22 protein-coding genes are annotated in these 23,152 nt (G+C 70.2%); 10 read left to right on the plus strand and 12 right to left on the minus strand.

Translation table 11 applies throughout. The annotated features are described in order from the left end of the window. Positions 1–78: 78 nt before the first annotated feature. The gene (locus ACIBH1_RS28740; RefSeq protein WP_397317061.1) at positions 79–1,833 is read right to left on the minus strand and encodes an ABC transporter family substrate-binding protein; all 1,755 of its coding nucleotides are present in this window, start codon (positions 1,831–1,833) and stop codon (positions 79–81) included. A gap of 462 nt (positions 1,834–2,295) precedes the next feature. Between ACIBH1_RS28740 and ACIBH1_RS28745 the strand changes: the two genes are divergently transcribed. The 9 genes from ACIBH1_RS28745 to ACIBH1_RS28785 all read left to right on the plus strand — a co-directional run bounded on the left by ACIBH1_RS28745 (position 2,296) and on the right by ACIBH1_RS28785 (position 10,103). Beyond that, the gene (locus tag ACIBH1_RS28745) at positions 2,296–3,246 is read left to right on the plus strand and encodes a methionine ABC transporter ATP-binding protein (RefSeq protein ID WP_397317062.1); all 951 of its coding nucleotides are present in this window, start codon (positions 2,296–2,298) and stop codon (positions 3,244–3,246) included. Then, the gene (locus ACIBH1_RS28750; RefSeq protein ID WP_397317063.1) at positions 3,246–3,902 is read left to right on the plus strand and encodes a methionine ABC transporter permease; all 657 of its coding nucleotides are present in this window, start codon (positions 3,246–3,248) and stop codon (positions 3,900–3,902) included. Before ACIBH1_RS28745 ends, ACIBH1_RS28750 begins: the two co-directional genes overlap by 1 nt. Positions 3,903–3,911: 9 nt before the next feature. After that, a complete protein-coding gene (locus ACIBH1_RS28755; RefSeq protein WP_397317064.1) occupies positions 3,912–4,748 on the plus strand; it encodes a MetQ/NlpA family ABC transporter substrate-binding protein in 837 nt (278 codons plus the stop codon). A 142-nt stretch (positions 4,749–4,890) separates the two neighbouring features. Further along, positions 4,891–5,472, plus strand: coding sequence for a hypothetical protein (locus tag ACIBH1_RS28760; protein ID WP_397317065.1), 582 nt, complete (start codon positions 4,891–4,893; stop codon positions 5,470–5,472). A 64-nt stretch (positions 5,473–5,536) separates the two neighbouring features. Continuing rightward, positions 5,537–6,559, plus strand: a complete 1,023-nt coding sequence (locus tag ACIBH1_RS28765; protein ID WP_397317066.1) for a C39 family peptidase — start codon at positions 5,537–5,539, stop codon at positions 6,557–6,559. Positions 6,560–6,577: 18 nt separating this feature from the next. After that, positions 6,578–8,101 (plus strand): acyl-CoA synthetase, encoded by a 1,524-nt coding sequence (locus tag ACIBH1_RS28770; protein WP_397317067.1) that lies wholly within the window; start codon positions 6,578–6,580, stop codon positions 8,099–8,101. A 113-nt stretch (positions 8,102–8,214) separates the two neighbouring features. Further along, on the plus strand, positions 8,215–8,385 hold the full coding sequence (locus ACIBH1_RS28775; protein WP_397317068.1) for a hypothetical protein: 171 nt from the start codon (positions 8,215–8,217) through the stop codon (positions 8,383–8,385). A 53-nt stretch (positions 8,386–8,438) separates the two neighbouring features. After that, complete coding sequence (locus ACIBH1_RS28780; protein ID WP_397317069.1) at positions 8,439–8,570, plus strand: hypothetical protein; 132 nt, start codon at positions 8,439–8,441, stop codon at positions 8,568–8,570. Between the two features lie 159 nt (positions 8,571–8,729). Beyond that, entirely contained in the window at positions 8,730–10,103 is a 1,374-nt protein-coding gene (locus ACIBH1_RS28785; RefSeq protein ID WP_397317070.1) for a S1C family serine protease, read from the plus strand. 84 nt (positions 10,104–10,187) lie between these two features. Here ACIBH1_RS28785 and ACIBH1_RS28790 read toward each other — a convergent pair whose 3' ends face one another. From ACIBH1_RS28790 to ACIBH1_RS28825, 8 genes are all read right to left on the minus strand, one after another. Continuing rightward, entirely contained in the window at positions 10,188–10,925 is a 738-nt protein-coding gene (locus ACIBH1_RS28790) for an ABC transporter permease (protein WP_397317071.1), read from the minus strand. Next, positions 10,918–11,796, minus strand: a complete 879-nt coding sequence (locus ACIBH1_RS28795) for an ABC transporter ATP-binding protein (protein WP_397317072.1) — start codon at positions 11,794–11,796, stop codon at positions 10,918–10,920. Before ACIBH1_RS28795 ends, ACIBH1_RS28790 begins: the two co-directional genes overlap by 8 nt. After that, positions 11,793–12,098: a transcriptional regulator gene (locus ACIBH1_RS28800; RefSeq protein ID WP_181609345.1), complete on the minus strand. Its 306-nt coding sequence runs from the start codon at positions 12,096–12,098 to the stop codon at positions 11,793–11,795. Before ACIBH1_RS28800 ends, ACIBH1_RS28795 begins: the two co-directional genes overlap by 4 nt. Then, on the minus strand, positions 12,095–12,700 hold the full coding sequence (locus ACIBH1_RS28805; RefSeq protein ID WP_397317073.1) for a hypothetical protein: 606 nt from the start codon (positions 12,698–12,700) through the stop codon (positions 12,095–12,097). Before ACIBH1_RS28805 ends, ACIBH1_RS28800 begins: the two co-directional genes overlap by 4 nt. A gap of 64 nt (positions 12,701–12,764) precedes the next feature. Next, the gene (cydC, locus tag ACIBH1_RS28810; protein WP_397317074.1) at positions 12,765–14,522 is read right to left on the minus strand and encodes a thiol reductant ABC exporter subunit CydC; all 1,758 of its coding nucleotides are present in this window, start codon (positions 14,520–14,522) and stop codon (positions 12,765–12,767) included. Beyond that, positions 14,519–16,285 carry a thiol reductant ABC exporter subunit CydD gene (gene cydD / locus ACIBH1_RS28815; protein ID WP_397317075.1) on the minus strand — a complete coding sequence of 589 codons (1,767 nt, stop codon included), beginning with the start codon at positions 16,283–16,285 and terminating at the stop codon, positions 14,519–14,521. The genes cydC and cydD overlap by 4 nt, the downstream gene beginning before the upstream one ends. A 9-nt stretch (positions 16,286–16,294) precedes the next feature. Beyond that, positions 16,295–17,026 carry a cytochrome d ubiquinol oxidase subunit II gene (locus ACIBH1_RS28820; protein WP_397317076.1) on the minus strand — a complete coding sequence of 244 codons (732 nt, stop codon included), beginning with the start codon at positions 17,024–17,026 and terminating at the stop codon, positions 16,295–16,297. Positions 17,027–17,037: 11 nt separating this feature from the next. Next, positions 17,038–18,195 (minus strand): cytochrome ubiquinol oxidase subunit I, encoded by a 1,158-nt coding sequence (locus ACIBH1_RS28825; RefSeq protein ID WP_397317077.1) that lies wholly within the window; start codon positions 18,193–18,195, stop codon positions 17,038–17,040. Between the two features lie 61 nt (positions 18,196–18,256). Between ACIBH1_RS28825 and ACIBH1_RS28830 the strand changes: the two genes are divergently transcribed. Continuing rightward, positions 18,257–18,586, plus strand: a complete 330-nt coding sequence (locus tag ACIBH1_RS28830; protein WP_181609350.1) for a helix-turn-helix transcriptional regulator — start codon at positions 18,257–18,259, stop codon at positions 18,584–18,586. Here the strand turns inward: ACIBH1_RS28830 and ACIBH1_RS28835 are convergent. The 3 genes from ACIBH1_RS28835 to ACIBH1_RS28845 form a co-directional block, all read right to left on the minus strand. Beyond that, positions 18,552–19,217: a permease prefix domain 1-containing protein gene (locus ACIBH1_RS28835; protein WP_397317078.1), complete on the minus strand. Its 666-nt coding sequence runs from the start codon at positions 19,215–19,217 to the stop codon at positions 18,552–18,554. The two genes, ACIBH1_RS28830 and ACIBH1_RS28835, sit on opposite strands and share 35 nt — an antisense overlap. Before the next feature lie 10 nt (positions 19,218–19,227). Beyond that, positions 19,228–20,619: a pentapeptide repeat-containing protein gene (locus ACIBH1_RS28840; RefSeq protein WP_397317079.1), complete on the minus strand. Its 1,392-nt coding sequence runs from the start codon at positions 20,617–20,619 to the stop codon at positions 19,228–19,230. A 69-nt stretch (positions 20,620–20,688) separates the two neighbouring features. After that, on the minus strand, positions 20,689–23,088 hold the full coding sequence (locus ACIBH1_RS28845) for an ExeM/NucH family extracellular endonuclease (RefSeq protein WP_397317080.1): 2,400 nt from the start codon (positions 23,086–23,088) through the stop codon (positions 20,689–20,691). Positions 23,089–23,152: the final 64 nt, after the last annotated feature.

Consider the following 23,152-nt stretch of genomic DNA (forward strand, 5'->3'; position numbering starts at 1 on the left):
CTGAGGTGCGGTTGTGCGGGCGCGGGGCAGGGGAGGAATGTCTGCCCCGCGCCTGCACGCTCTAGGTGGATGGGGCGGTTAGGAGCCCAGGGTCCAGGTCTCGGCGTTCCACACGTAGGTGGACTGCGCCGGGTTCGGGTTCACGCCCTGGAGCTTCTCGTCCCATGCGGTCACCAGCGGGTGAGCGAAGAGCGGGATGGTCGCCAGATCCGCCCAGAGGAGCTTCTCGATCTGGTTGATCATCGCCGGGTGCTTGGACTTGTCGGTGGTCCCGTTGAGCTCGTTGATGAGCTTGTCGACCTCCTTGTTGCTGTAGCACCCGCTGTTGTTGGCCTTGTGGTCGGCGTCGCACTTGCCCTGGGCGACGGTCCGGTAGGTCGAGCTCCAGCCGCTTACCTGGCCCGAGCCGACCCAGGCGAACAGGGCCACGTCGTAGGTGTTGGTGTTGAGGCCGCCGTCGGCCTCGAAGAAGTTCTCCTCACCGGCGTCGGTGACCTTGAAGCCGGCCTGCTCGCAGGAGTCGCGGATCAGGTCGACGGTCGAGGTGCGGCGGGGGTTCGGGATGATGTGCCCGATCTTGACCTCCTGGCCGACCTTGCCGGCCTTCTCCAGGATGGCCTTGGCGCCCGCGATGTCCGGCTGCGCGTACTTGTCGAAGCCCGCGGCGTCGGAGACCGCCGGGTAGGTGGCCTCGAAGGGCAGCACGTTGCGGACCTTGAGCGGCTCGGAGTCGGCGGCGACCGGCTTGATCAGGTTGTCGACGATCAGCTGACGCGGCACGCAGAGCGCGAACGCCTCACGCAGCGCCTTGTCCTTGAACGGGCTGGAGTCGAAGTTGAAGTCCATGTGCTCGTACGTGAACGAGGACCCCGTCTGCACCTTGATGCCCTGCAGACCCTCGAGCTGCTTGACCAGGTCGGCGTTCGGCTGCGGCTCGATGGCCTGGACCTCGCCGTTCTGCAGCGCCTGGACCTGCTGGTCCTCGGGGATGACCCGCTGGATGAGTGTCTTGGTGGCGGGCGCCGTGCCCCAGTACTTGTCGTTGGCGACCATCGTCACCGACTGACCGGCCTGCATCGACTCGATCCGGTACGGACCGGACGCGGGGATCTTGTCGGCGGCGGGAAGCTGGCCCTGGATGACCCAGATCGTGTTCCACGCCTTGGAGGCGGGGGCGAGCTTGGTCTTGTCCTCGGCCTTGACCGCGGCGATGAAGTCGTCCTCGGACAGGCCCGACTCCTTCTCGATCACGTGGGCCGGGAGGACCTCGTTGTTGGACGGGCCGTTGGAGTCCCAGTCGGCGAAGGGCTCGGAGTAGACCAGCTCGAAGGACTTGCCGCCCTTGTCGCAGGCAGGAGCCTTGGTGAGCTCGACGCCGGTGGTGCCGTCGGTCTGGAAGTCGCCGCCCTTGCCGGACTTGACGATCCACCACAGCAGCATGTCGTCGCAGTCGATGGGGGTGCCGTCGGACCAGACGGCCTTGTCGCTGATCGTGTACTTGACGGTGAGCGGGTCGTCAGAGGTCTTCTCGTAGGTACCGAAATCGGTGTTGGGCGTCACGGCGCCCTTCTCACCGAAGTCCCAGAAGCCGCTGAGGGTGTTCTGCATGACCATGCGGTTGGTCAGGTTGTTGACCGCGATCGAGTTGAAGGAGTTGAATTCCTGGGCTTCGGCGTAGGCGATCGTGTCCGCGGCACCGCCTGCGGCTTCGGTGGTGGCGGCAGAGGGTGAACCGCTGGGCGCGGCACTCTCGCCGGAGGTTCCGCAGGCCGAGAGCAGCATGATGCTCGCCGTGAGGCCAGCCGCTAACCCGGCATACTTGCGATTGCTCACAAGAACGCTCCTTGTCGTGTCCGCCCATCGTGAGCGGTCTATGGGGGGTTGGCGCTGATCAGAGCATTTTCACGAATTCCGAACAAGAGGGTAAGTAAACTTGTGACAAATCGGTGCTCCAACGGGGATCTAGTTGTCCGTCCGGCACCGGCTCCGCGGCGGCGGCCGGCCGAGCGCCCCCGTGTGAGGGAGGTCACTCCGATTCCGGGAATCAGCCCAGGTGAGGCGGTGTTTCCCACAACGTGAACGAGATGTGTGTGACGGCGATGGGCGAGATGCCTTGGGGCATGTGTCGCTAGACGCTGCCCGCCCCGCCCCGTCCCCCTCGTTCGAAGGTCCTCCATCGTGAACCGTCCCGTTTTCGTGCTGCGCCGCCTGAGTCATCTGCCGTTCCACCCCGGCACGCGCTAGTCGTCCCCCACCTGTTCCAGACGTTCATCCGACGACGAGTGGGGATTTTTCGTGATCGAGGCTTCAGGGCTGCGCAAGCTCTACGGCCGGACCGTCGCGCTCGACGGTGTCGACCTGGCCGTGCGCCAGGGCGAGATCTTCGGCGTGCTCGGCCAGAGCGGCGCGGGCAAGAGCACGCTGCTGCGGTGCGTCAACCTGCTTGAGCGGCCCGACTCCGGCACCGTGTCCGTGGCCGGGCGCGAGCTGACGGGGCTGGGGGAGCGCGAGCTCAACCGGGCACGCCAGCGCATCGGCATGGTCCACCAGCACTTCGCCCTGCTGGCCTCGCGCACGGTGGCCGGCAACGTCGCCTTCCCGCTCGAGGTCATGGGCGTGGGCAGGCGCGAGCGCGACCGGCGGGTGGCCGAGCTCCTGGACCTGGTCGGGCTCGGCGGCCGGGGCAAGGACCATCCGCGCCAGCTGTCGGGCGGGCAGAAGCAGCGGGTGGGCATCGCCCGCGCGCTGGCCGGACGGCCCGAGGTGCTGCTGTCGGACGAGGCCACCTCGGCCCTCGACCCCGGCACCACCGAGTCGATCCTGGGGCTGCTCAAGTCGCTCAACCGCGAGCTCGGACTGACGATCCTGCTGATCACCCACGAGATGAACGTCGTCAAGAGCATCTGCGACTCGGTCGCGATCATGGAGAACGGGCGCATCCGCGAGTCGGGCGGCATCGCCGAGCTGATCCGCACCCCCGGCTCCCGCCTGACCCGGGAGATCTTCCCGCTCCCCGAGCCCGCGGCCGGGCACATCACGCTCACCTTCACCGGGCACCCGGAGGAACCGGTCATCTCCGAGGTGGTCCGCAAGTTCGACGTGGACGTCAACATCCTCGGCGGCGCCATCGAGGACCTGGCCGCCGGATCCGTCGGGCGGCTGCGCGTCGACCTGGCCGGGGGAGAGCGGGACAACGCCCTGACCTACCTGCGTGAGCGGGGCCTGCTGGTGGAGGTGGCCGGCTGATGGAACTCGACGAGATCACCCCGCTGCTCTGGCAGGCCACCGGCGAGACCGCCGTCATGGTCGGCTGGGCGACCCTGTTCACGGTCCTGCTCGGGCTGCCGCTGGGCGTCGCGCTGGTCGCGCTCGACAAGGGCGGGCTGCGGCCGATGCCCACGCTCAAGGGCGCGCTCGGCGTCGTCGTCAACGTCGGCAGGTCGCTGCCGTTCCTGGTGCTGATGATCGCGCTCATCCCGTTCACCCGCGTGATGGTCGGCAGCTCCATCGGCACCGAGGCCATGGTGGTGCCGCTCACGGTCGGCGCCGTGCCGTTCTTCGCCCGCCTCGTCGAGACCGCCCTGCGCGAGGTCGGCCGCGACGTGGTCCAGGCCGCGCAGGCCATGGGCACCGGCAAGCTGGCCGTCATCCGCAAGGTCCTGCTGCCCGAGGCCTTTCCCGGCCTGGTCGCCGGGCTCACCGTGACCGTGGTCGCGCTCATCGGCTACTCGGCCATGGCCGGCGTCATCGGCGGCGGCGGCCTCGGCGACCTGGCCAAACGCTACGGATACGAGCGCTTCGAGACCGGCGTCATGGTCGCCGTGGTCATCGTGCTCATCATCGTCGTTCAGCTGATCCAGAGCCTGGGTGACTTCGTCGCCCGGCGCCTGTCCCACAAGTAAGGAAAAATCATGAAGATTCGTGCCATTGCAGGTGTTGCCGCCCTGAGCCTGTTGCTCGCCGCATGCGGAACGTCGCAGTCCGCCACCCCGGCGGGCGGGAGTGCGGGAACGCCTGATGCCTCCGCCGTCCTGAAGGTCGGCGCCAGCCCCGTGCCGCACGGCGAGATCCTGAAGTTCGTCAAGGACAACCTGGCGGCCAAGGCCGGGCTGAACCTGGAGATCGTGGAATTCGGCGACTACGTGCAACCCAACGTGCAGCTCGACGAGGGCCAGCTGGGCGCCAACTACTTCCAGCACAAGCCGTACCTGGACGACTTCAACTCCTCCAAGGGCACCAAGCTGAGCTTCCTGGAGCCGGTCCACCTGGAGCCGCTCGGCCTGTACTCCAAGAAGATCACCGAGGCCGCCGCCCTGGCCTCCGGCGCGACCGTCGCCGTGCCCAGCGACGCCACCAACCTGGGCCGCGCGCTGAAGCTGCTGGCCGACAACGGCATCGTCAAGCTCAAGGACGGCGTCGGCACCGCCGCCACCGAGCGCGACGTCACCGACAACCCCAAGAAGCTGGTCTTCAAGCCGATCGAGGCCGCGCAGCTGCCCCGCTCGCTCGAGGACGTCGACGCCGCGGTGATCAACGGCAACTACGCCATCGAGGGCGGGCTCAAGCCCGCCACCGACGCGCTGGTGCTGGAGAAGACCGAGGCCAACCCGTACGTCAACGGGCTGGTCGTGCAGACCGGTCACGAGAAGGACGCCAACGTCGTGAAGCTGGCCGAGCTGCTGCGCAGCAAGGAGGTCAAGGACTTCATCGCGACCAAGTACGCCGGCTCCGTGATCGCCGCCGAATAGGGCCGATTCTCAGCTTTAATTCAGGAAAGTGTCGTTACCTGCGAATTACTTAGTCGTGATCATCCGTATTAAGTGAATTGCAAGCCTCGGGGCGTATGAAGAGATCCGTTGGAAATCCCCTCGTCCCGAGGAGACGCAGGAAATGCGACTCGTTTCACGGATCCTGATCGGAGTCACCGCCGCCACAATGATGTCGGTGGCCGCTCCGGTCGCGGCGAACGCGGCGACAGCACCCGCCTCGTCCGCCACGCATTACTACCAGGCCGGGTGGGGACCCTATTCGTCCCCCAGCGGCAAGTCGAAGGCCGAAGGCCAGGTGACCGTCGACAAGAAGATCGTCAAGGTCAAGGTCTTCGTCAAGAAGTGGAAGCGCGTGCTGGTCTGCAAGAAGGACAAGCACGGCAAGCTGATCTGCAAGAAGGTCTGGCGCCTGGTGAAGGTCCCGGTCTGGAAGACCGAGACCCACTACCCGTTCAAGGTCGACAGCACGCTTCACAACTACAAGTGGTGGGGCAAGTACGGCTGCGCCTGGGAGACCTTCAAGGTCGTCGGTTTCGACGGTTCGACGTATTACAAGTCGTTCCGCAACTGCGGCAAGCACCCGAAGTCCTACTCGTTCACCGGTAAGAACGCCAAGCACATCTTCGTCGATGTGAGCCGGGGCAACCCCTGGCGGCCCAAGAACGACCACTCGGGCTACAAGGACGTTTACCACCACGCCTGACAGGGCGAAACGCCGAGGCCGTGATCTCCCCGAAGAGATCACGGCTTCGCCGTATTTTGGGCCCATGCGAATCGTGCTGACGCTCGCCTTTCTCGCGCCGCCCACCGCCGTGGCCGTCCCCGCGCGGGCGCTCTACCAGGCCGAGCAGGTGGGGCCCGCCGGGCCGTACGAGCGCAGGGGCGAACGCGCGGTGGCGATCTGGACGGGACCGGAGCGGCGGGTGCCCTTCCCGGCGAGCGAGCTGGTGCCGTCGTGGACGGCGGACACGCCGCCCGGCACCCGCATCAGGGTCGAGGTCAGCGTGCCCGGATCGGGATGGTACGTCCTGGGCCGCTGGTCGTACGACGGCCCGCGCACCACGGTCAAGGGCCAGGCCGACACGCACGGCAGGGTCAGGACCGACGTCTTCCGCTCCCGCCGCCCCTTCACCTCCTACCGGCTGCGCGTGGCCCTCATCAAGCCGTACGGCTCGGCCGTACGCCCCAGCCTGCGCACCTTCGGAGCGGTGGTCTCGGCGCCCGGCGGGGCGACGGCCGAGGGGGGAGGCCTGGCCTGGGGCCGGGAGCTGCGCGTGCCGCGCAAGTCGCAGCTGGAGCATGCCGGCCACGGCGGCGGCGCGTGGTGCAGCCCGACGGCGACGGCCATGGTGCTGCACTACTGGAACAGGGGTCCGTCGGCGAAGGAGCTCGCCTGGGTGCCGGACGGCGACGCGGATCCGCGCGTCGACCACGCGGCGCGGCACACCTACGACGAGGCCTACAAGGGCACCGGAAACTGGGCGTTCAACGCCGCCTACGCCGGGCGTTTCGGGCTCAAGGCCCACGTCACGCGCCTGACCTCCCTGGCCGGGGCCGAGGAGTACATCGCCCGCGACATCCCGGTCGTCGCCTCCCTGGCCTTCACCAGGAAGGAGCTCGGCTACGCCAGCGAAGGGCACCTCATGGTGATCACCGGGTTCACGGCCGAGGGCGACGTCATCGCCAACGACCCGGGGCGCCGCCAGGTGCGCCAGGTCTACCCGCGCGCGGCCTTCGAGCGGGCCTGGATGCGCAGCAGTACAGGAACCACTTACATCATCCACCCCTGACCGAATACTGTTCTAGTCATGTATCCGGGAGCAATCGCAGCCGTCACCCCCGACAAGCCCGCTGTGATCATGGCGGGATCCGGCGAGGTCGTCACCTACCGGCAGCTGGACGAGGAGTCCAACCGGCTGGCCCACCTCTTCCGCGCCCGTGGGCTGAAATCGGGCGACCATATCGCGTTCATGATGTCCAACCACCCGCTGTTCCTGACCGTGGCGTGGGCGGCGCACCGGGCCGGGCTGTACTACACCGCGATCAGCTCGCGCCTGCAGGCCGACGAGCTCGCCTACATCGTGGGCAACTGCGAGGCCAGAGCCTTCATCACCACCGCCGACCTGGCCGAGGTGGCCGCCGCGGTGCCCGAGGTGGAGCTGCGGCTCATGATCGGCGGCACCGCCGACGGATACGGCTCCTACGAGGACGCGGTCGCCGCCCAGCCCGTGACCCCGATCGACGACGAGTGCCAGGGCGCGGACATGCTCTACTCCTCCGGCACCACCGGCCGGCCCAAGGGGGTCAAACCCGGGTTGTCGCTGGCGCCGATGAGCGAGCCCGGCATCCTGCTGCAGCTCATCCAGTTCCTGTTCGCGCCCTCGGCCGACAGCGTCTACCTGTCGCCCGCGCCCCTCTACCACGCCGCGCCGCTGCGCTACTGCATGTCCTTCCAGAAGCTCGGCGCCACCGTCGTGGTGATGGAGAAGTTCGACCCCGAGGCGTACCTGGAAGCCGTCGAGCGCCACCGCGTCACCCACTCGCAGCTGGTGCCGACCATGTTCATCAAGATGCTCAAACTCCCCGAGGAGACGCGCGCCAAGCACGACCTGTCGTCGCTGCAGTGCGCCATCCACGCCGCCGCGCCCTGCCCGGTGCCGGTCAAGCAGCAGATGCTCGACTGGTGGGGACCGATCATCCACGAGTACTACGCCGGGACCGAGGGCAACGGCTTCCTGTACGTCTCGCCGTCCGACTGGCTGGCCCACCCCGGCACCGTCGGCCGGCCGCTGCTGGGCAAGGTGCACATCCTCGACGAGGAGGGCGACGAGGTGCCGCCGCGCGAGCACGGCACGGTCTTCATCGCCGACGGGCCCGCCTTCGAGTACCACGGCGACCCCGACAAGACCCGCGCCTCCCAGGACGCGCGCGGGCGCGGCTGGACCACGCTCGGCGACATCGGCTACGTCGACGAGGAGGGATTCCTCTACCTGACCGACCGGCGCTCCTACATGATCATCTCGGGCGGGGTGAACATCTACCCGCAGGAGTCCGAGAACGTCCTGGCCGTCCACCCCAAGGTCGCCGACGTCGCCGTCTTCGGCGTCCCGGACGAGGAGATGGGCGAGCAGGTCAAGGCGGTCGTCCAGCCGGTCGACTGGGCCGAGGCGGGGCCGGAGCTGGAGGCGGAGCTCATGGAGTACTGCCGCGGCAAGCTGGCGCACTTCAAGTGCCCCAGGTCGGTGGACTTCCGCGAGGAACTGCCCCGCCACCCGACGGGGAAGTTGTACAAGCGGCTGCTGCGGGATGAGTACTGGCCCGCCAAGAACTGATCTTCGCGGCCGTACGGCACGCGCCCACGCCTGCCGTACGGCCCGCGGCGGAAACTCCGGCGACCGCGGGCATGACCTTGGCCTATGCTCCGACGAGACGGGAGGAGCGTACGGTGAACCAGCCAGACAGCATCACCACGGTGGACATCGCCATCGCGAACGCCGCTCGCCTGCTCTACAACGCGGAGACGATCACGGACCTGGCGTTGATGGAGCGGCTGGAGCGGCTCGCCGACTCCTGGGTCTCCATCGCCCAGTTCCTGCACGAACGCGACAAGTCCTGAACCCGCGGTAAGGGCCCGGCTCCTCGGGTAGAGGGGTGCGCATGTCGAAGCTGATGAATCGCATACGGGCCTATCTGCGCAGCCCCGAGGGCAGGCGGAACGTGGAGAAGGCGAAGCGGATGGCCAGGGACCCGCGCAACCAGGCGCGAGCGCGGGGGTGGCTGAACAGGCTGCGGCGGCGCTGACCGGGCAAATTTTTCGCCGTTTTCGCGGCTGCGCACGCTCGTTCGACGTGCGGTGATAAGGCGCTCGTGAGCCGCTTCATCTTGCGCCGATCATCGGCTTAATCAGCACTTACGCGCAGCTTGACACCCTTGAGTCATCGGGATTCGAGGGAGTGGAAGATGAACGCGAACGAGCCTCGGGATCGGGACGACGAGAGCCGCACGGAGCAGCTGCCGGTCGCCGGTGGCGGGTGGAGCCAGTTCGGCTCCACGCCGCCCACCGCCGGGGCCTACCCCGGCGCCGGCGAGCAGCCCGCCGGAGCACAGGGTGCCCAGGGCGCCCAGGGGGTACAGGGGGCCGCGCACAGTCAGCAGGGCGCGCAGCAGGCGGGCGAGCAGCAGCACACGACGCCGCTGGCGAGTCTGCCCGGACCGCACGGCGAGCCCTTCGCGGCGGCGCCTGCCGTACCGAAGCAGCGCAGGGCGTTCACCGCGGGCCAGAAGGTCGTCGCGGGTCTGGCCCTGGCGGCCATGGCGATCGGCGGCGGCGCGGCGGGGGCCGCCATCGCGACCGCCGCGGCCGACGAGCGGCCGGCGGCCGTGAGCAGCCCGGTCTTCAAGCAGGCCGGCAGCTCGCTGACCGTTGCGGACGTGGCCCAGAACGTGCAGCCCTCGGTGGTCACTATCCAGGGGCAGACGGGCGAGGGCTCGGGTGTGGTCCTGTCGGCCGACGGCCTGATCCTCACCAACAATCACGTCGTCGAGGGTGCGGGCAGCACCACGATGACGGTCAAGTTCAGCGACGGCAAGACCGCCAAGGCGACCGTCGTGGGCACCGACCCGAGCACGGACATCGCGGTCATCAAGGCCAGTGACGTCTCCGGGCTCACCCCGGCGACGCTCGGCGACAGCGACCAGCTGCGGGTGGGCGATCCGGTGCTGGCCATCGGCAGCCCGCTCGGCCTGGAGGGCTCGGTCAGCTCGGGCATCGTCAGCGCGCTCGACCGCACGCTGACCGTGGGCGGCGAGCAGCAGCAGAGCCCCTGGGGGCGTCAGCAGCAGCAGAACTCCGCCACGACCATCGGCGGCGCCATCCAGACCGACGCCGCCATCAACTCGGGCAACTCGGGCGGCGCGCTGGTCAACGCGGCGGGCCAGGTGATCGGCGTCAACACGGCGATCGCGACGGCCGGCAGCAACGGCAACATCGGCGTCGGCTTCGCCATCCCGATCAACACCGCCAAGCAGGTCTCCGACCAGCTGATCTCGTCGGGCAAGGTCAGCCACGCCTTCCTCGGCGTCGGCGTCGCCGACGCGACCGGTGGGACGGCGGGCGCGCTCGTCAGCCAGGTGACGCCGGGAAGCCCGGCCGAGAAGGCCGGGCTCAAGCAGGGAGACATCATCACAAAGATCGGCGAGACGTCCGTCGACGATGGCGCTACGGTAGTCGGAGCGGTGAGAGGTTTGAAGCCCGGCGATGTGGTCAAGATCACATATGTGAGGAATGGCCAGCCGTCCGAGGTCGACGTCACCCTCACCACGAAGAGCGAATAGAGGATCCCCCTCGCTGAACGGGTGTGCCGTCGAGATCGCTGCGGACTCGGCGGCACACCCCCCTCCCACCTGCGAGAGCACGGGTCAGGAGAAGCGGCGACCCTCGTCGCGCCGGTAGGCCCACGCGGTGGCCAGCCCCAGCACGACGATCCACACCCCCATCATGCCGATGGCGAACCAGTCGACCTCCATGCCGATCGTGGCCCACCACAGGAGTTCGAGGGCGCCCCGGCTGGGCATGAAGGGAGACACCGCCTCGATGAAGGCGGGCATGTCCATGGGGTTTCCAAGCAGCCCGCCGAGGATGGCGATCGGGAAGAAGAGGATTTGCGACACCCCGATCGCCGCCTTGGCGGGCAACAGGTAGCCGATGAACAACCCGATCAGCATGAACGGGATCGTGATCACCAGTACGGCCAGCAGTCCGAGCAGCAGTCTCGCCGGTGAGAGCCTCACTCCCGCGAACACCGCCGCCAGGACGGTGACGGGAATCATGGCCAGCAACGAGATCGCCATCGCGGTCAGCAATCGTCCGGCGATCCGGGGGAACGGCCCGGCCGGCAGGGTCCGCAGGTAGGGGTCCCACGGCAGCTCCCGATCCTGGGAGACGTTGATGCCCAGGCCGATCATGCCGGTCGACATGATCGCGAACACCACCATGGCGCAGGTCGCGCCGAGGGCGACCGCCGGATCGTCCACGCTGGGCACCACGAAGGCCAGGAAGGCCGCGGCGGGGAAGAACGCTCCCGCGACCAGGCCGATCGGCACCCGCAACTGCTCGATGAACTGCACCCGGGTATGGGCCAGGACCAGGCTAGACATGGGACGCCTCCGTCGCGGTGATGGCCAGGAAGGCCTCTTCCAGGGATGTGGGCTGGACCTCCAGGTCCTCGAACGGCAGGCCGCTCTTGACCAGGGCCACCACCAGCGCGTCGGAGTCGCCGGTGACCAGGTGGTAGCGGCCGTCGCGGCGCTCCGTGTCGATCACGCCGGGCAGGTCGGGCAGCTCGCGAGCCGCCAGCGACACCCTCCTGACGCCGACGAAACGCTTGACCGCCTGCACGGTGTCGTCGGCCAGCACCCGGCCGGCGCCGACCACGACGACACGCTGGGCGAGTGCCTCGATCTCCTCCAGGTAGTGGCTGGTCAGCAGGACGGTGCCGCCGTCGGCGTGGAAGGCGCGGATGCCGTCCCACAGGGCCCTGCGCGCCTCCACGTCCAGGCCGGTGGTCGGCTCGTCGAGGAAGACGACCTTCGGGTCGCCCACGAACGCGAGCGCCACGCCGACCCTCCTGCGCTGGCCGCCGGACAACGAGCCGATCTGGCGCTTGAGCAGGTCGCTGAGGCCGAAGCGCTCGATCACCTCGTCCTTGCGGGTCACCGGGAAATGCCCGGCGACGAAGTCGAGCGTCTCGCCCACCTTCAGCGACGTCGGCAGGCCGGTCTCCTGCGGCGTGACGCCGATGCCCCGCCGTACGGAGGGATCCATCGGCGAGCCGCCGAGCAGCTCGACCGTGCCGCTCGTGGGGCGGCGCAGGCCCACGAGCAGGTTGATCAATGTGGACTTTCCTGCGCCGTTCGGCCCGAGCAGGCCGACCAGCTCCCCCTGGCGGATCTCCAGCGAAACCCCGTCCAGGGCGGTTATGTCACCATAGGTGCGGGTGACCTCGATCGTCCTGGTTAATACCGTCACGTGACTCCTCCAAGCAGCGCGCGAAGCGCCTCGGTGTACTCCTCGAATGCCAGCCGTCCGCGCCTGGTGAGGGCGACGTAGGTGACCGGCGTGCGGCCCTCGTGGGCCTTGGTGATCTCGACGTAGCCCGCTTCCTCGAGCTTCGTCAGGTGGACCGACAGGTTGCCCGCGGTCAGGTCCAGCATCTTCTTGAGACTGGGGAAGGAGACCCGATCCCCGCCGGGCAGGGCGCTGAGCGTCACCACGACGCGCAGCCGCGCCTGGGCATGGATGACCGGGTCGAGTTCGGGCACGGCCGTCATCGGCGATGCCTCCTGACGACGCCCACCCCCATGAAGGCCCCGCCGAGCAGGACGGCGAGGAGCAGGTAGGCGTACGGCTGGCCGACCGCCGCGGCGATGCCCACCACGACGGCGACCCAGATGCCGACGAAGAACATCGTCCAGTCGAGCCAGATCGCGCCCCCGGCCATGTAGAGCATGGCCGCGATCATCAGCGAGCAGGTGGAGAACAGCAGCCCGACCAGGTTCTGGTCGAGGTGGACCACGAAGGTCGAGCAGACCCAGCCCATGACCATCATGCCGACGAACCAGGCGATGCCGTACATCGCGCCGCGCTGGGACGTGTGGCCCTTGACCCGCAGGCTGGAGCGGGTGGTGCCGTAGACCATGGCGCTTCCGGCCAGGATCTGGCCGCCCATCAGGATGGCGAGCGCCAGCTGCCAGGAGATCCCCGAATCTTCCACCCGGTAGGCCATGAAGAAGGCGAGGTAGCCGACGAACCAGGCCACACCCCACGGCGTGTAGGTGAACAGCGGGTTGGGGACCAGGTCGTGGCGGACCGCCTTGCGTTGTTCCTCGATCAGCCGCAATGTCTCGTCGGGGCTGAGGCTGACTTCATCCATAAACCAGTTTGTATCACAAACCTCTCTGCCATGAAAACCCCAAAGGCCGCGAATCGGCAGGGGTTCAGCGGCGGGTGAGCATCTCCGACTCCCACAGGTCCCGGTAGTAACCGGGCCGTTCCACCAGCTCACGGTGCGCGCCGCGCTGGATCACGCGGCCGTGCTCCAGCACCAGGATCTCGTCGACCTGCTCCAGGCCGCGCAGGCGGTGGGTGACCAGCAGGGTCGTACGGCCATGCGTCGCGTCGAGCAGGTCGGCCATCAGCTCGTCGGCGGTCTGCTCGTCGAGCGCCTCGGCGGGCTCGTCGAGCAGGAGCACCGGGGGATCGTAGAGCAGGGCCCTGGCCAGGGCCAGGCGCTGGAGCTGACCGCCCGAGACTGTGCGCGCGTCCTCGCCCAGCTCGCTCTCCCAGCCGACGGAGCGCACCCACGTCTGGAGCTTCGCCTGGCGGACGGCTGTCTCCAGGGCCTCCTCGCTCTTGCCGGGGCCGGCCAGCTGGAGGTTGGCGCGCAGGGTGGTCTGGAAGACGTAAGGGTCCTGGGTGAGGCCGGTCATCAGGGTGCGCACGTCGTCGGAGCCGAGGTCGCGGACGTCGGCGCCGTTGACGGAGATCGTGCCGGACGCGGGCTCGACGAGGCGCATCAGGGCGGCCAGGAGGGTGCTCTTGCCGGCGCCGCTGGGGCCGACCAGGGCGACACGCTTGCCGGGGGTGAGGGTGAGGCTGACCCCGTCGACGGCGGCGGGGGTGGTGGGGGCCGCGTGCCGTACGACAAGGTCCTTCACCTCGACCGTCAGCGGCGCGGACGGGAGCGGGGCGGGATGGGCGGGCTCGGTGACGGCCGGCGGGGTGGCGCGCACCTCCCTCAGACGGCGGACGGCGGCCAGGATGCCGGTCAGGCGCTCACCCGCCGCGGCCAGCGGCAGGACGGGCTCGAAGGCCACCAGCGACATCAACGCGAGCACGGCGGTGCCCACGGAACCGACGCCCGCGCCCTGGGCCAGCAGGACGATCGCGGCCACGGTCAGCCCCTGGGTGAGCACGCCGAACGCCAGCGCCGACGCGTGCACCCTCGACTGGCGGCGCTCCAGGGCGGCCAGGGCCGCGTCGGCGTCGAGGGCGCTGCGCAGGGCGCGGTCGCCGGCGCCGCTGGCGGCCAGGTCGGCGGCGCCGTGCACCAGGTCGGCCGTACGGGCGGCCAGGCCGGCGCGGGCGGGGGCGATGCGCGCCGCCCAGCGCCGGGCGCCGGCCGCGGTGGCGGCGGGCAGCAGCGCACCCGCGATCGCCAGGCCGGCGAGCAGGACGAGGGCGGCCGGGGGGAAGATCGTGAGGCCGATGGTGACGGCGGCGACCGCCGTGATCAGCGCGGCCGCGGCGGGCAGGAGGCAGCGCACCAGGAGGTCCTGGACGGCCTCGGTGTCGTCGACCATGCGGCTGAGCAGGTCGGCGCCGCCGTGGCGCGGGGACTGGGGCGGGATGAGGGAGGCGTAGAGGTCTTCCCGGGTGCCCGCCTGGGCGCGGAGGGCGACGTCGTGGCCGGTGAGGCGTTCGGCGTAGCGGAAGACGCCGCGGCTGGTGGCGAAGGCGCGGACGGCGACGATGGCGACGCTCAGGGCGGCCAGCGGGGGCTGCTCGGCGGCGCGCGTGATGAGCCACGCGGCGGCGGCGATGAGGCCGACACCGGCGAGCTCGGCGGCGGCACCGGCCAGGACGGCCCAGACGAGCCGCCACCGCATGGAGCGGAGCGACGAGGAGCGGGGCACGTCGGCCGGCGAGTCGTTCGGCTCCGGGGCCGCCGGGTTCTTGGGGGCGTTCGTGGTCATCGCGTGTCCCGGGCGGTCGGGCCCGTGGCGGGCTGGGTGGAGGCGGCCGGGGGTGCGGCGGAGTCGGCGATCACGCGGCCCTCGTGGATGCGGATGACGCGGTCGGCGAGGTCGATCATGGCGGGGCGGTGGGCGACGATGATCGCGGTGCGGCCGGACGACAGCCTGCCGGTGGCCTCGACGATGGCGGCCTCGCTGCGGCCGTCGAGGCGGGCGGTGGGTTCGTCGAGCAGCAGGATCGCCGCGTCGGGGCGGCAGAAGGCCCTGGCGAGGGCGATGCGCTGGCGCTGGCCCGCGGACAGGTTCGCGCCCCGCTCGCCGACGAGGGTGTCGAAGGCCTGGGGGAGGGCGTCGATGAAGGGGGTGGCGTGGGCGTGGCCGGCCGCCTGCCGTACGGCCTCGGGGGTTGCGTCGGGGGCGCCGAGGCGGATGTTGTCGGTGACGGAGACCGTGAAGAGGTGGGGGCGCTGGGGGACGAAGGCGGTCTCGGCGCGCCACTGGCCGAGGTCGAGGTCGCGCAGGTCGGTGCCGTCGACGAGGATGCGGCCCGACGACGGGGTGAGGAAGCCGAGCAGGAGGTTGAGGAGGGTGGATTTGCCGCCGCCGCTCTCGCCGACGAGGGCGACGCGTTCGCCTGGGGCGATGGTGAGGGAGACGGCTTCCAGGGCGGCGTCGGTGCGGCCGGGGTAGTGGGCGGTGACGTTGTCGAGGCGGATCTCGGGTGGGCGGGCCCCGTGGCCGGAGCGCCGGGCGCCGCCGCCCGTGGCGCTCGCCGTACCGGCGCCGGTGGGCACGGGAGGGGCGGCTTCGGCGTCGGGTGACCCCGCCGGGGGCGGCGTGTCCGGGGTGAGGACCGCGAAGGCCGCGTCGGCCGCCGCGACCCCCTCCATCGACGCGTGGAACCGTGTCCCCATCACCCTCAGCGGCAGGTACGCCTCCGGCGCCAGCAGCAACACCAGGAGCGCCGACGTCAGATCGAGGCTCCCCCCGAGCAGCCGCAGCCCGATCGGCACCGCCACCAGCGCCAGCGACAACGAGGCGCACAGCTCCAGCACCAGAGCCGACAGGAACGCCACTCGCAGGGTGCGCATGGTGGCGCTGCGGTGGGCGTCGGCGACGGAGCGGATGACGTCGGCCTGGTAGCGGGCGCGGCCGAAGGCGCGCAGGGTGGGCAGGCCGCGCACGACGTCGAGGAAGTGCCCGCCGAGGCGCGACAGCGCGTGGAACTGCTTCTCGGTCACCGTCTTGGTGTGCATGCCGACGAGGGCGCCGAAGATCGGGATGAGGGGCAGCGTGACCAGCACGATGATCGCGCTGGTCAGGTCGGCGAAGAGCAGGCGCAGCAGCACCGCCAGGGGCACGACGGCGGCGACGGCGACGGCGGGCAGGTAGCCGGTCAGGTAGGGGTCGAGCCGGTCGAGGCCGCGGCCGACGAGGGTGACGAGCTCGCCGGAGCGGCGCGACGACAGGCGGATCGGGCCGAGCTCGGCGAAGCGGGCCAGCAGCCGGTGGCGCAGCGCGGACTTGGCGCCGGTGGCCAGGTGGCCGGAGCGCACCCCCTGGACCCAGCCGAGCAGGGCGCGCAGCGCCACCACCAGGACGAGGAAGAGCAGTGCCGCGGTCTCGAAGCGGCCGGACAGCACCCCGGCCAGCAGCTCCGCCTGGACCAGGACGAGCACGCCCGCCACGACGGCGGCGGCCAGCGCGACCACGAGGTGCGTGCGCACGTGGGTGCGCAGCAGCCCCATCAGCTCCTTGTGCACGAGCTCCCTCTAGAAGAACGACGGCATGCGGTCGGCCTTCCCGAAGGTCCGCCAGACCAGGACTTGTGCCCCGACCATGATCGGTGCGAACGGCACCACCATAAGCCCGAGCGTGGTCAAGGTCGCCGACGGGGCCGAGTGCTCCAGAAGGTATCCTGCCGCACCGACAAGGACGATGACCGCGGGCGCGGCGGCCAGGACGCCGGACAGCCACGGCGAGCCGCTGCCGGGGAAGGAGGTCAGGCGGCGGCCGAGGAAGGTCCAGCCGTGGTAGGCGAAGGCCACGGCGACGAAGCCGCCCAGGGCCAGGCCCGTCCACGAGAGCGAGCCGGTGGCCAGGGCGAACAGGACCATGCCCCACCCGAGGGCCAGCCCGAGCGAGCCGATGAAGATCGCGAACTCCCAGAACGAGCGCCATCCCTGGCCGGGGATGCGGCGGCGGAACCACAGCCCGGCGTCGCGCAGCACCCATGACAGGAGCATGACGACGATCAGCGGGTACAGGGCCAGCAGCACCTCGGCCTCCAGCGACGGGTAGACGCCGAACAGCACGCCGGCCAGCGCCACCAGCCACACCTCGTTGGCCAGGACGAACGGGGCGATCGCGCCGATCATCGCGTCGCGCCTGTCGCGGTCGCGCCCGAGGAAGGGCAGCAGCAGCCCGACGCCCAGGTCGAAGCCCTCCAGGGCGAAGTAGCCGATCAGCAGGGCGGAGAAGACCGCAAGCCAGACGATGTCCATGGTTTGACTCCTCAGTAGCTCAGCACGGGTTCTGCGGGCCTGGCTCCCAGCGCGGTGCCGACGGGCCCGCGCTTGACCACGCGCATGATGAGCACGTAGTCGACGACGGCGAGCATCCCCAGCACGCCGACGAACCCGGCGAACGACATCGCGATCATCGGCTGCGTCAGCCCGGGCGACAGGGCGTCGGCCACGGTGAGCTCGCCGGTGATCATCCACGGCTGCCGCCCGATCTCGCGCGCCATCCAGCCGAGGATGGAGATGACGAACGGCAGCGGCGTCATGGCGATGAGCACCGGATGCGTCCACCGCCAGCGGTGCAGCACCCTGATCATCGGCAGCATGACCAGCAGCACCACGAACATGAGGAGCTCGCCGAGCAGGATCATGAATCCGAGCCCGAGGCCCGCCCCCGTGTTCTCGCTGAACTTGCCCTCGGGCACGACCGAGAACTGCGCGTAGCCCATCGCCACCGCCAGGAGGATGCCGACGGCCGCCGCCACCACGCCCATGCGCAGGGAGCGGGTGAACAGCTCCAGGTCAGGCGTACGGCGGCGCAGATGGTAGGCGCTGGCGCCCACCATGACCAGGCCGCCGGTGAACAGCGCCGCGCCGATGACGTGCGGCAGCGCGTAGACCAGCATGGGGTTGCTCATCAGCGCCCCGGCGTCGGTCAGCTCCAGGTGGTCGCCGACCCGGGTCGCTCCCGCCGGGTTCTGCAGGAAGGAGTTGGCGACCATGATGTAGAACGCGCTGCCGTACGCGGTCAGGACGACCATCCAGATGCTCGCGACGTGCAGCCACTTCGGCAGCCGGTGCCAGCCGAAGATCCACAACCCGAGGAACGTCGACTCCAGGAAGAAGGCGACGAGGGTCTCCATGGCCAGCGGCGCGCCGAAGACGTCGCCCGCGGTGTGGGCCAGGCCGCTCCATGACAGCCCGAACTGGAACTCCATCACCAGTCCTGTGACGATGCCCATCGCGTAGTTGATGACGTAGATCTGGCCCCAGAACCGCGTCATGCCCTCGTGGACCGGGTTGCCGGACCGGGCCCACCGGGTGTTCATGATCGCGACGAGCGGCGCCAGGCCCAGCGTCAGCACGACGAACAGGAAGTGCAGGCTCCCGGTCAGGGCGAACTGCAGCCGGGCGATGTCGAGAACGTCCATGTAGACACTCTACATGTAGACAGCCAACATGTAGCATGCCTGCATGAGTACGATGGGAAGCGTGAACCCCGATGCCCTGCGCGGCCACATGGACGCCCTGATCCTGTCCGTACTCGAGCACGAGCCGCTGCACGGCTACGCGATCATCGAGGCGCTGCAGGAACGCAGCTCAGGAGCGCTGGCCGTCCCGACCGGCACCGTCTACCCGGCGCTGCGCAGGCTGGAGCGCACCGGATACCTCGACAGCGAGTGGGCCACCGTCGGCGGGCGCAAGCGCCGCACCTACCGGCTGACCTCCGCGGGCCGCACCCACCTGGCGGGCGAGCGTACGGCCTGGCAGTCGTTCGCCGGCGTCATCACCAGCGTGCTGCAACCACGCTCGGCCGGGTGAGCCGCTGGCACTGCAGCGCGTGCCAGGCCTGCACTCCCACCACCACGTAGCTGACCATGCTGATCAGCGTGCCGGGCAGGTAGTCGCTGAAGCCCATCGGCCCGTGCGAGCCGTACACCAGCAGGCTCGACAGCCCGAAGGTCACGCCCAGCAGCGTCCAGGTGTAGAAGGCCAGGGCACGCGTCACCCGGCGGCCGTCGGCGCCCCTGCGCAGCGCCACGATCAGCACGCCCGCCACCACGCCGGACACCAGCTGCGCGATGTCCAGGGCGCGGGCGGCGGGGACGAACCAGTCGGGCCGCAGCGCCCACTCGTGCACGTCGTAGGGGAAGACCCGCCACACCAGCGCCCACATCAGGGCGATCGCGGGCACGCTGAGGAACAGCAGCCAGGCCAGCCGCCGCCCGGCGCAGGCGACGAGCTCCTCCTGGAAGCCGGGGGCGATGGCGCCGACGGGGCCGAACTCCTCGACCGCGCGCAGCTCGGCGGAACGCCGGTCCAAGCCGCCCGCCTCGAAACTCTCGGCCGCGTCGAGCAGGCTGTCGCGGGCCTCGACGACCAGGTCGCGCTTGGCGGCGTAGGGCCCGTTCAGGGAACGCCGCAGGTCGGTCACGTAGTCGTCGATGAGCATGGCCTTCAGCCTAAGGACGCGGGGCCGGGGTACGGATCGGGGAAACCCCTGATTTTCCACTGGGCCGATGCGAGGCGTGCGAGGCCGACGACACCATGACCGTCCCCAGCGCCACGGCCACGACCAGGAGCGCCCAGGCCAGGGTCCTGCTCAGCCGCAGGCCGTACCCCGCGAACAGCCAGTACATCGACAACCACCAGCGGCGCGAGGCCTGGCGGCGCATCTCCATCGCCCCGAAGGCGAAGTCGGCGGAGGTGCGCTCGTCGTCGACCCCCTCGCGCAGCGAGGTGTAGAGGGAGGCCAGCCGGTCGGGCGTCGCTCCGGGGTCGGTGACGGCGTTCCACCCGCGCCAGCCGTGCTCGTCGGCCAGGGTGCGGCGGCGCGAGAACCAGCGCAGCGGCGGCCAGCCCAGGCTGAGCCGCACCCCGCGCGGGGTCAGCGCGAAGGAGCAGTCCTTGACCCGCAACCCGCCCGGGTGCACCAGCCCCGCCATGCGGCAGCTGGCCAGATCGAGGCCGCGCAGCGTCAGCTCGGGGGCGTCGACGGCGCGCAGCGAGTCGACGGCGGCCAGGCCGCGGCCGGAGATCGTGGCCCGCCCGCGCAGCACCGCCCCCTCCAGGTCGGCGCGCGCGTCGGTCAGCCGGACCAGCAGCTGCCCGCCGACCTCCAGCCGCCGCAGGTCGACAGCGTTGCCGTGCACCGACAGGTCGACCAGGCCGTCGGCCCGGGCCCTGGCCAGCGACAACCGGCCGCCCGACGACAGGTAGGCGTCGCCGCACAGGTGCGCCGCCTCGAAGGCGGCCGACCCGCCGACCTTGCGGAAGGAGAGAGTGCGGCCGAAGCGGGCGCCGCGGAAGCAGGCCGTCTCGCCGATGAGCGCCCCGTCGAAGGTGGCGAAACCGTCGAACCTGGCGCGCTCGCACGACAGGCCGCGCGCGAACACGGCCTCGCCGAACAGGGCGTCGCGCCCGATCATGGCCCGGTCCAGGCTGGTGTAGCCGTGCACCCTGGCGCCGTGCAGCGACAACTCGCGACAGAACCGGGCCCCGGCCAGCGAGAGGTTGCCCAGGAAGCGGCTGCCGTAGAAGGAGGCCAGCCGGTCGAACCTGGCGTTCTCGAGCGTCAGGTCGCCGGCGAACTCCAGCTCCGACAGGCGTGTCTCGTCGGGGAAGTGGGCGTGGTCGAGACGGGTGCGGCCGGGGCGGCGCCCGGCCGCCTCGACCACGCGGGCCAGCAGGTCGGCGTCGAGCCTGGTGCCTCGCAGATCGAGCAGGCGTCCTGGCCGGATCGCGGCGAGCTCCTCGTCAAGCTGGTGAGGAGCCAGGTGGGACAGACAGAGACCGTACGGCGGGCGCGCGATCCCCGTGCAGGCAGGCGAGTGCGAGCAGGTGACCCAGTCCATGACAAGGTCATACCCGCTTAAAGAAAAGGGCAGGCATGAATATGCCTGCCCTCTCCCCGACGTGCCCGGTTACCGGCCGACCTTGCCGAACAGGTCGAGGCCGATCAGCAGCGGGTCGTGGTCCGAGCTGCGGTACGGGTCGGCCTTGTACAGGTCGCCCGCGGTCTTGAACTCGGCGTTGTAGTCGTAGTAGACGTCCTCGTCGGCGTTGACGTGCCAGATCGTGGCGCCGGTGACGCGCTTCATGAGCTGGTGGGCCAGCATCAGGTGGTCGAGCTCGCCGGAGGCGCCGCCGAAGACGTAGCTGTAGCGGGAGGCCGCCGGGACGAACGCCTTGCTGGCGCTGCGCAGCCCGCCCTGCTCCAGGGTCTCGATCGGGTCCTCCTCGCTGTAGGCGTTGAGGTCGCCCACGACGATCGCGTTGGGCAGCTCCAGCGTCTCGATCATCTCCAGGACGGCCTGCGCCTGCAGCACCCGCTGGGCGTTCCAGCAGCCCTGGCCGTTGTCGACGTTCTCACCCGAGTCGGGGCAGCTGCCCTTGGACTTGAAGTGGTTGGCGATGACGGTGAAGGGCCGCGAGCCCTTCTTGGCCGAGCGGAAGGTCTGCGCCAGCGGCGGGCGGGCGTTGAAGAAACGCTGGTCGGCGATGGTCTTCGGGGCGCCGACCGGCTTGACCTTGGCCGGCTTGTAGATCATCGCCACGGCGATGGCGTCGGTGCCGGGGCCGGGGTGCGTGACCAGGGCGTAGGTGCCGGCGCCGACCGCGCCGTTGAGCGCCTCGACCAGGGCCTCCAGCGCCTCGGGCTTGAAGCCGGTGGCCGCCAGGTCGGGCCGCGGGTTCTCGACCTCCATGAGGCTGACGACGTCGGCGTCGAGCGCCTTCAGCGTGGCGATCTCCTTGGCCAGCTGGCGGTCGCGCTCGGCCGCGGTGTTGGCCCCGCGCGGGGTGAAGTTCGCGTTGTAGGGCGGGTTCGGGTATCCGGCCGCGTTGAGCGTGGTGAACCAGTTCAGGGTGTTGAAGCTGGCGATCCTGACGTCGCCTCCGACCTTGGCGGGGGCCGCGGTGCGGGCGTTGTCGCGCGTGAAGGTCAGCGCGGCGGTGGGGTGCACGAGGTACTTCAGGTTCGTGCTGGTGGAGCCGTAGGCGCCCTCGTTCAGGACGCCGACCAGGCCGCTGACGCCGTCGCCCGAGCGGGCCAGCTGCTCGCCCGCCGGGTAGTGCGGCATGGGGTTGGGGTTCTGGCCGGAGGAGCCGTCGTCGATGACGATGGAGCGGCGCGCGTCGGCGGCCGCGTCCACGCCGGGACGGTCGGTCGGGATGAACAGGCGGCCGCCGGTGGCCGCGAGCAGCTGGCCGTAGCGGGCGTGCCAGTAGTTCTCGCTGACGGTCAGCTTGCCGGGCACCTTGACCAGGACGCCCTCGAGGCGCTCGAAGGTGTCGGACGCGGCGATCGGCAGGGTCAGCGTGGCCGGCTCGATGGCGCCGGTGCCGCAGACGTCGACCGCGGTGACGGTGGAGATCTGGGTGGCGCCGCCGAACTCGCCGACCGTGCCGGAGACCTTCACCCGGGAGCCGGGGGAGAGCGTCGTGGAGGAGAAGGAGGGGGCGAAGACGAAGACGCCGTCGGAGGTGGCGGCGTTCGCGTCGGGCGTGTCGTCCTGGACGAAGAAGCCCGAGCGGGCCGTCGCGCTGGTGAAGGTCCTGGTGACCACGCCCTCGACGCGGACCTGCTGCCCGGCGAGCGTGCTGGCAGTCCCCGTGCCCTGGACCTGGGCGATCTGGTGGGTGGCGGCGGTGTCGCACGGGTTGGCCGTCGGCGTCGGAGAGGGCGTCGGGGTCGGCTCGCCGCCGCCGGGGCCGGTCTCGCCGGCCAGGTTCGTGGGCGAGGGGGCGCCGGCGGTGAAGTCGGCGGCGTTGTTGTCGGTGTCGGCCGGGGAGGCGGCGCGGCTGACGGAGTTCGTGTTCGACGGCGCCGGGGCGGGAGCGCCCTCGGAGACGCTGGCCGTCGTGCCGTAGCCGACGAAGTCCTTGACGGCGGCCGGGTCGCCGGCGCCCGTCTGGGCGGTGGTGGAGGTGACCAGCGCGACCTTGCCGGCGGTCGCGCTCATCGCGATGGAGCCGGTCACGTCGGGGGCGGGCAGCGCCTGGGTGCCGCCGGAGCCGGCGGCCTGCTGCACCAGCAGCCTCCTGCCGGGAGCGATGGTGCCGCTGAGCGGGGTCACCTGCCACGACGTGCCCGCGGCGGAGGCGTACTGCACGCTCCAGCCGGCCAGGCTGACGGGGGACGAGCCGAGGTTGTACAGCTCGACGAAGTCGTGGGTCCAGGTGGCGCCCGAGTTGCCGCCTCCGCCGTACACCTCGGAGATGACGACGTCGGGCGAGACCGCCGAGGCGGGGGTGGCGGCCACGAAGGCGGCTCCGGCGGTCAGCGCCGCCGCGAGCAGGGCCGCTGTGGCACCTCTGGTCATGGTCACGAATGATCTCCTCGTAGAAAGCTTTCCGGACATTTCTACAGGTAGATCGCAATGGTGT

The sequence above is a fragment of the Nonomuraea sp. NPDC050663 genome (genome assembly GCF_044456985.1).
Lineage (GTDB): Bacteria > Actinomycetota > Actinomycetes > Streptosporangiales > Streptosporangiaceae > Nonomuraea.

Excerpts from the sequence above, each read along its gene's own strand:
- ACIBH1_RS28825 (WP_397317077.1), bottom strand. The coding sequence starts at position 18,195 with ATGGACGTTCTCGACATCGCCCGGCTGCAGTTCGCCCTGACCGGGAGC.
- ACIBH1_RS28805 (WP_397317073.1), bottom strand. The coding sequence starts at position 12,700 with ATGGATGAAGTCAGCCTCAGCCCCGACGAGACATTGCGGCTGATCGAG.
- ACIBH1_RS28770 (WP_397317067.1), top strand. The coding sequence starts at position 6,578 with ATGTATCCGGGAGCAATCGCAGCCGTCACCCCCGACAAGCCCGCTGTG.
- ACIBH1_RS28765 (WP_397317066.1), top strand. The coding sequence starts at position 5,537 with ATGCGAATCGTGCTGACGCTCGCCTTTCTCGCGCCGCCCACCGCCGTG.
- ACIBH1_RS28840 (WP_397317079.1), bottom strand. The coding sequence starts at position 20,619 with ATGGACTGGGTCACCTGCTCGCACTCGCCTGCCTGCACGGGGATCGCG.
- ACIBH1_RS28780 (WP_397317069.1), top strand. The coding sequence starts at position 8,439 with ATGAATCGCATACGGGCCTATCTGCGCAGCCCCGAGGGCAGGCGGAAC.
- ACIBH1_RS28800 (WP_181609345.1), bottom strand. The coding sequence starts at position 12,098 with ATGACGGCCGTGCCCGAACTCGACCCGGTCATCCATGCCCAGGCGCGG.
- cydC (WP_397317074.1), bottom strand. The coding sequence starts at position 14,522 with ATGACCACGAACGCCCCCAAGAACCCGGCGGCCCCGGAGCCGAACGAC.
- ACIBH1_RS28835 (WP_397317078.1), bottom strand. The coding sequence starts at position 19,217 with ATGCTCATCGACGACTACGTGACCGACCTGCGGCGTTCCCTGAACGGG.
- ACIBH1_RS28785 (WP_397317070.1), top strand. The coding sequence starts at position 8,730 with ATGAACGCGAACGAGCCTCGGGATCGGGACGACGAGAGCCGCACGGAG.
- ACIBH1_RS28790 (WP_397317071.1), bottom strand. The coding sequence starts at position 10,925 with ATGTCTAGCCTGGTCCTGGCCCATACCCGGGTGCAGTTCATCGAGCAG.
- ACIBH1_RS28845 (WP_397317080.1), bottom strand. The coding sequence starts at position 23,088 with ATGACCAGAGGTGCCACAGCGGCCCTGCTCGCGGCGGCGCTGACCGCC.
- ACIBH1_RS28760 (WP_397317065.1), top strand. The coding sequence starts at position 4,891 with ATGCGACTCGTTTCACGGATCCTGATCGGAGTCACCGCCGCCACAATG.
- ACIBH1_RS28820 (WP_397317076.1), bottom strand. The coding sequence starts at position 17,026 with ATGGACATCGTCTGGCTTGCGGTCTTCTCCGCCCTGCTGATCGGCTAC.
- ACIBH1_RS28750 (WP_397317063.1), top strand. The coding sequence starts at position 3,246 with ATGGAACTCGACGAGATCACCCCGCTGCTCTGGCAGGCCACCGGCGAG.
- ACIBH1_RS28755 (WP_397317064.1), top strand. The coding sequence starts at position 3,912 with ATGAAGATTCGTGCCATTGCAGGTGTTGCCGCCCTGAGCCTGTTGCTC.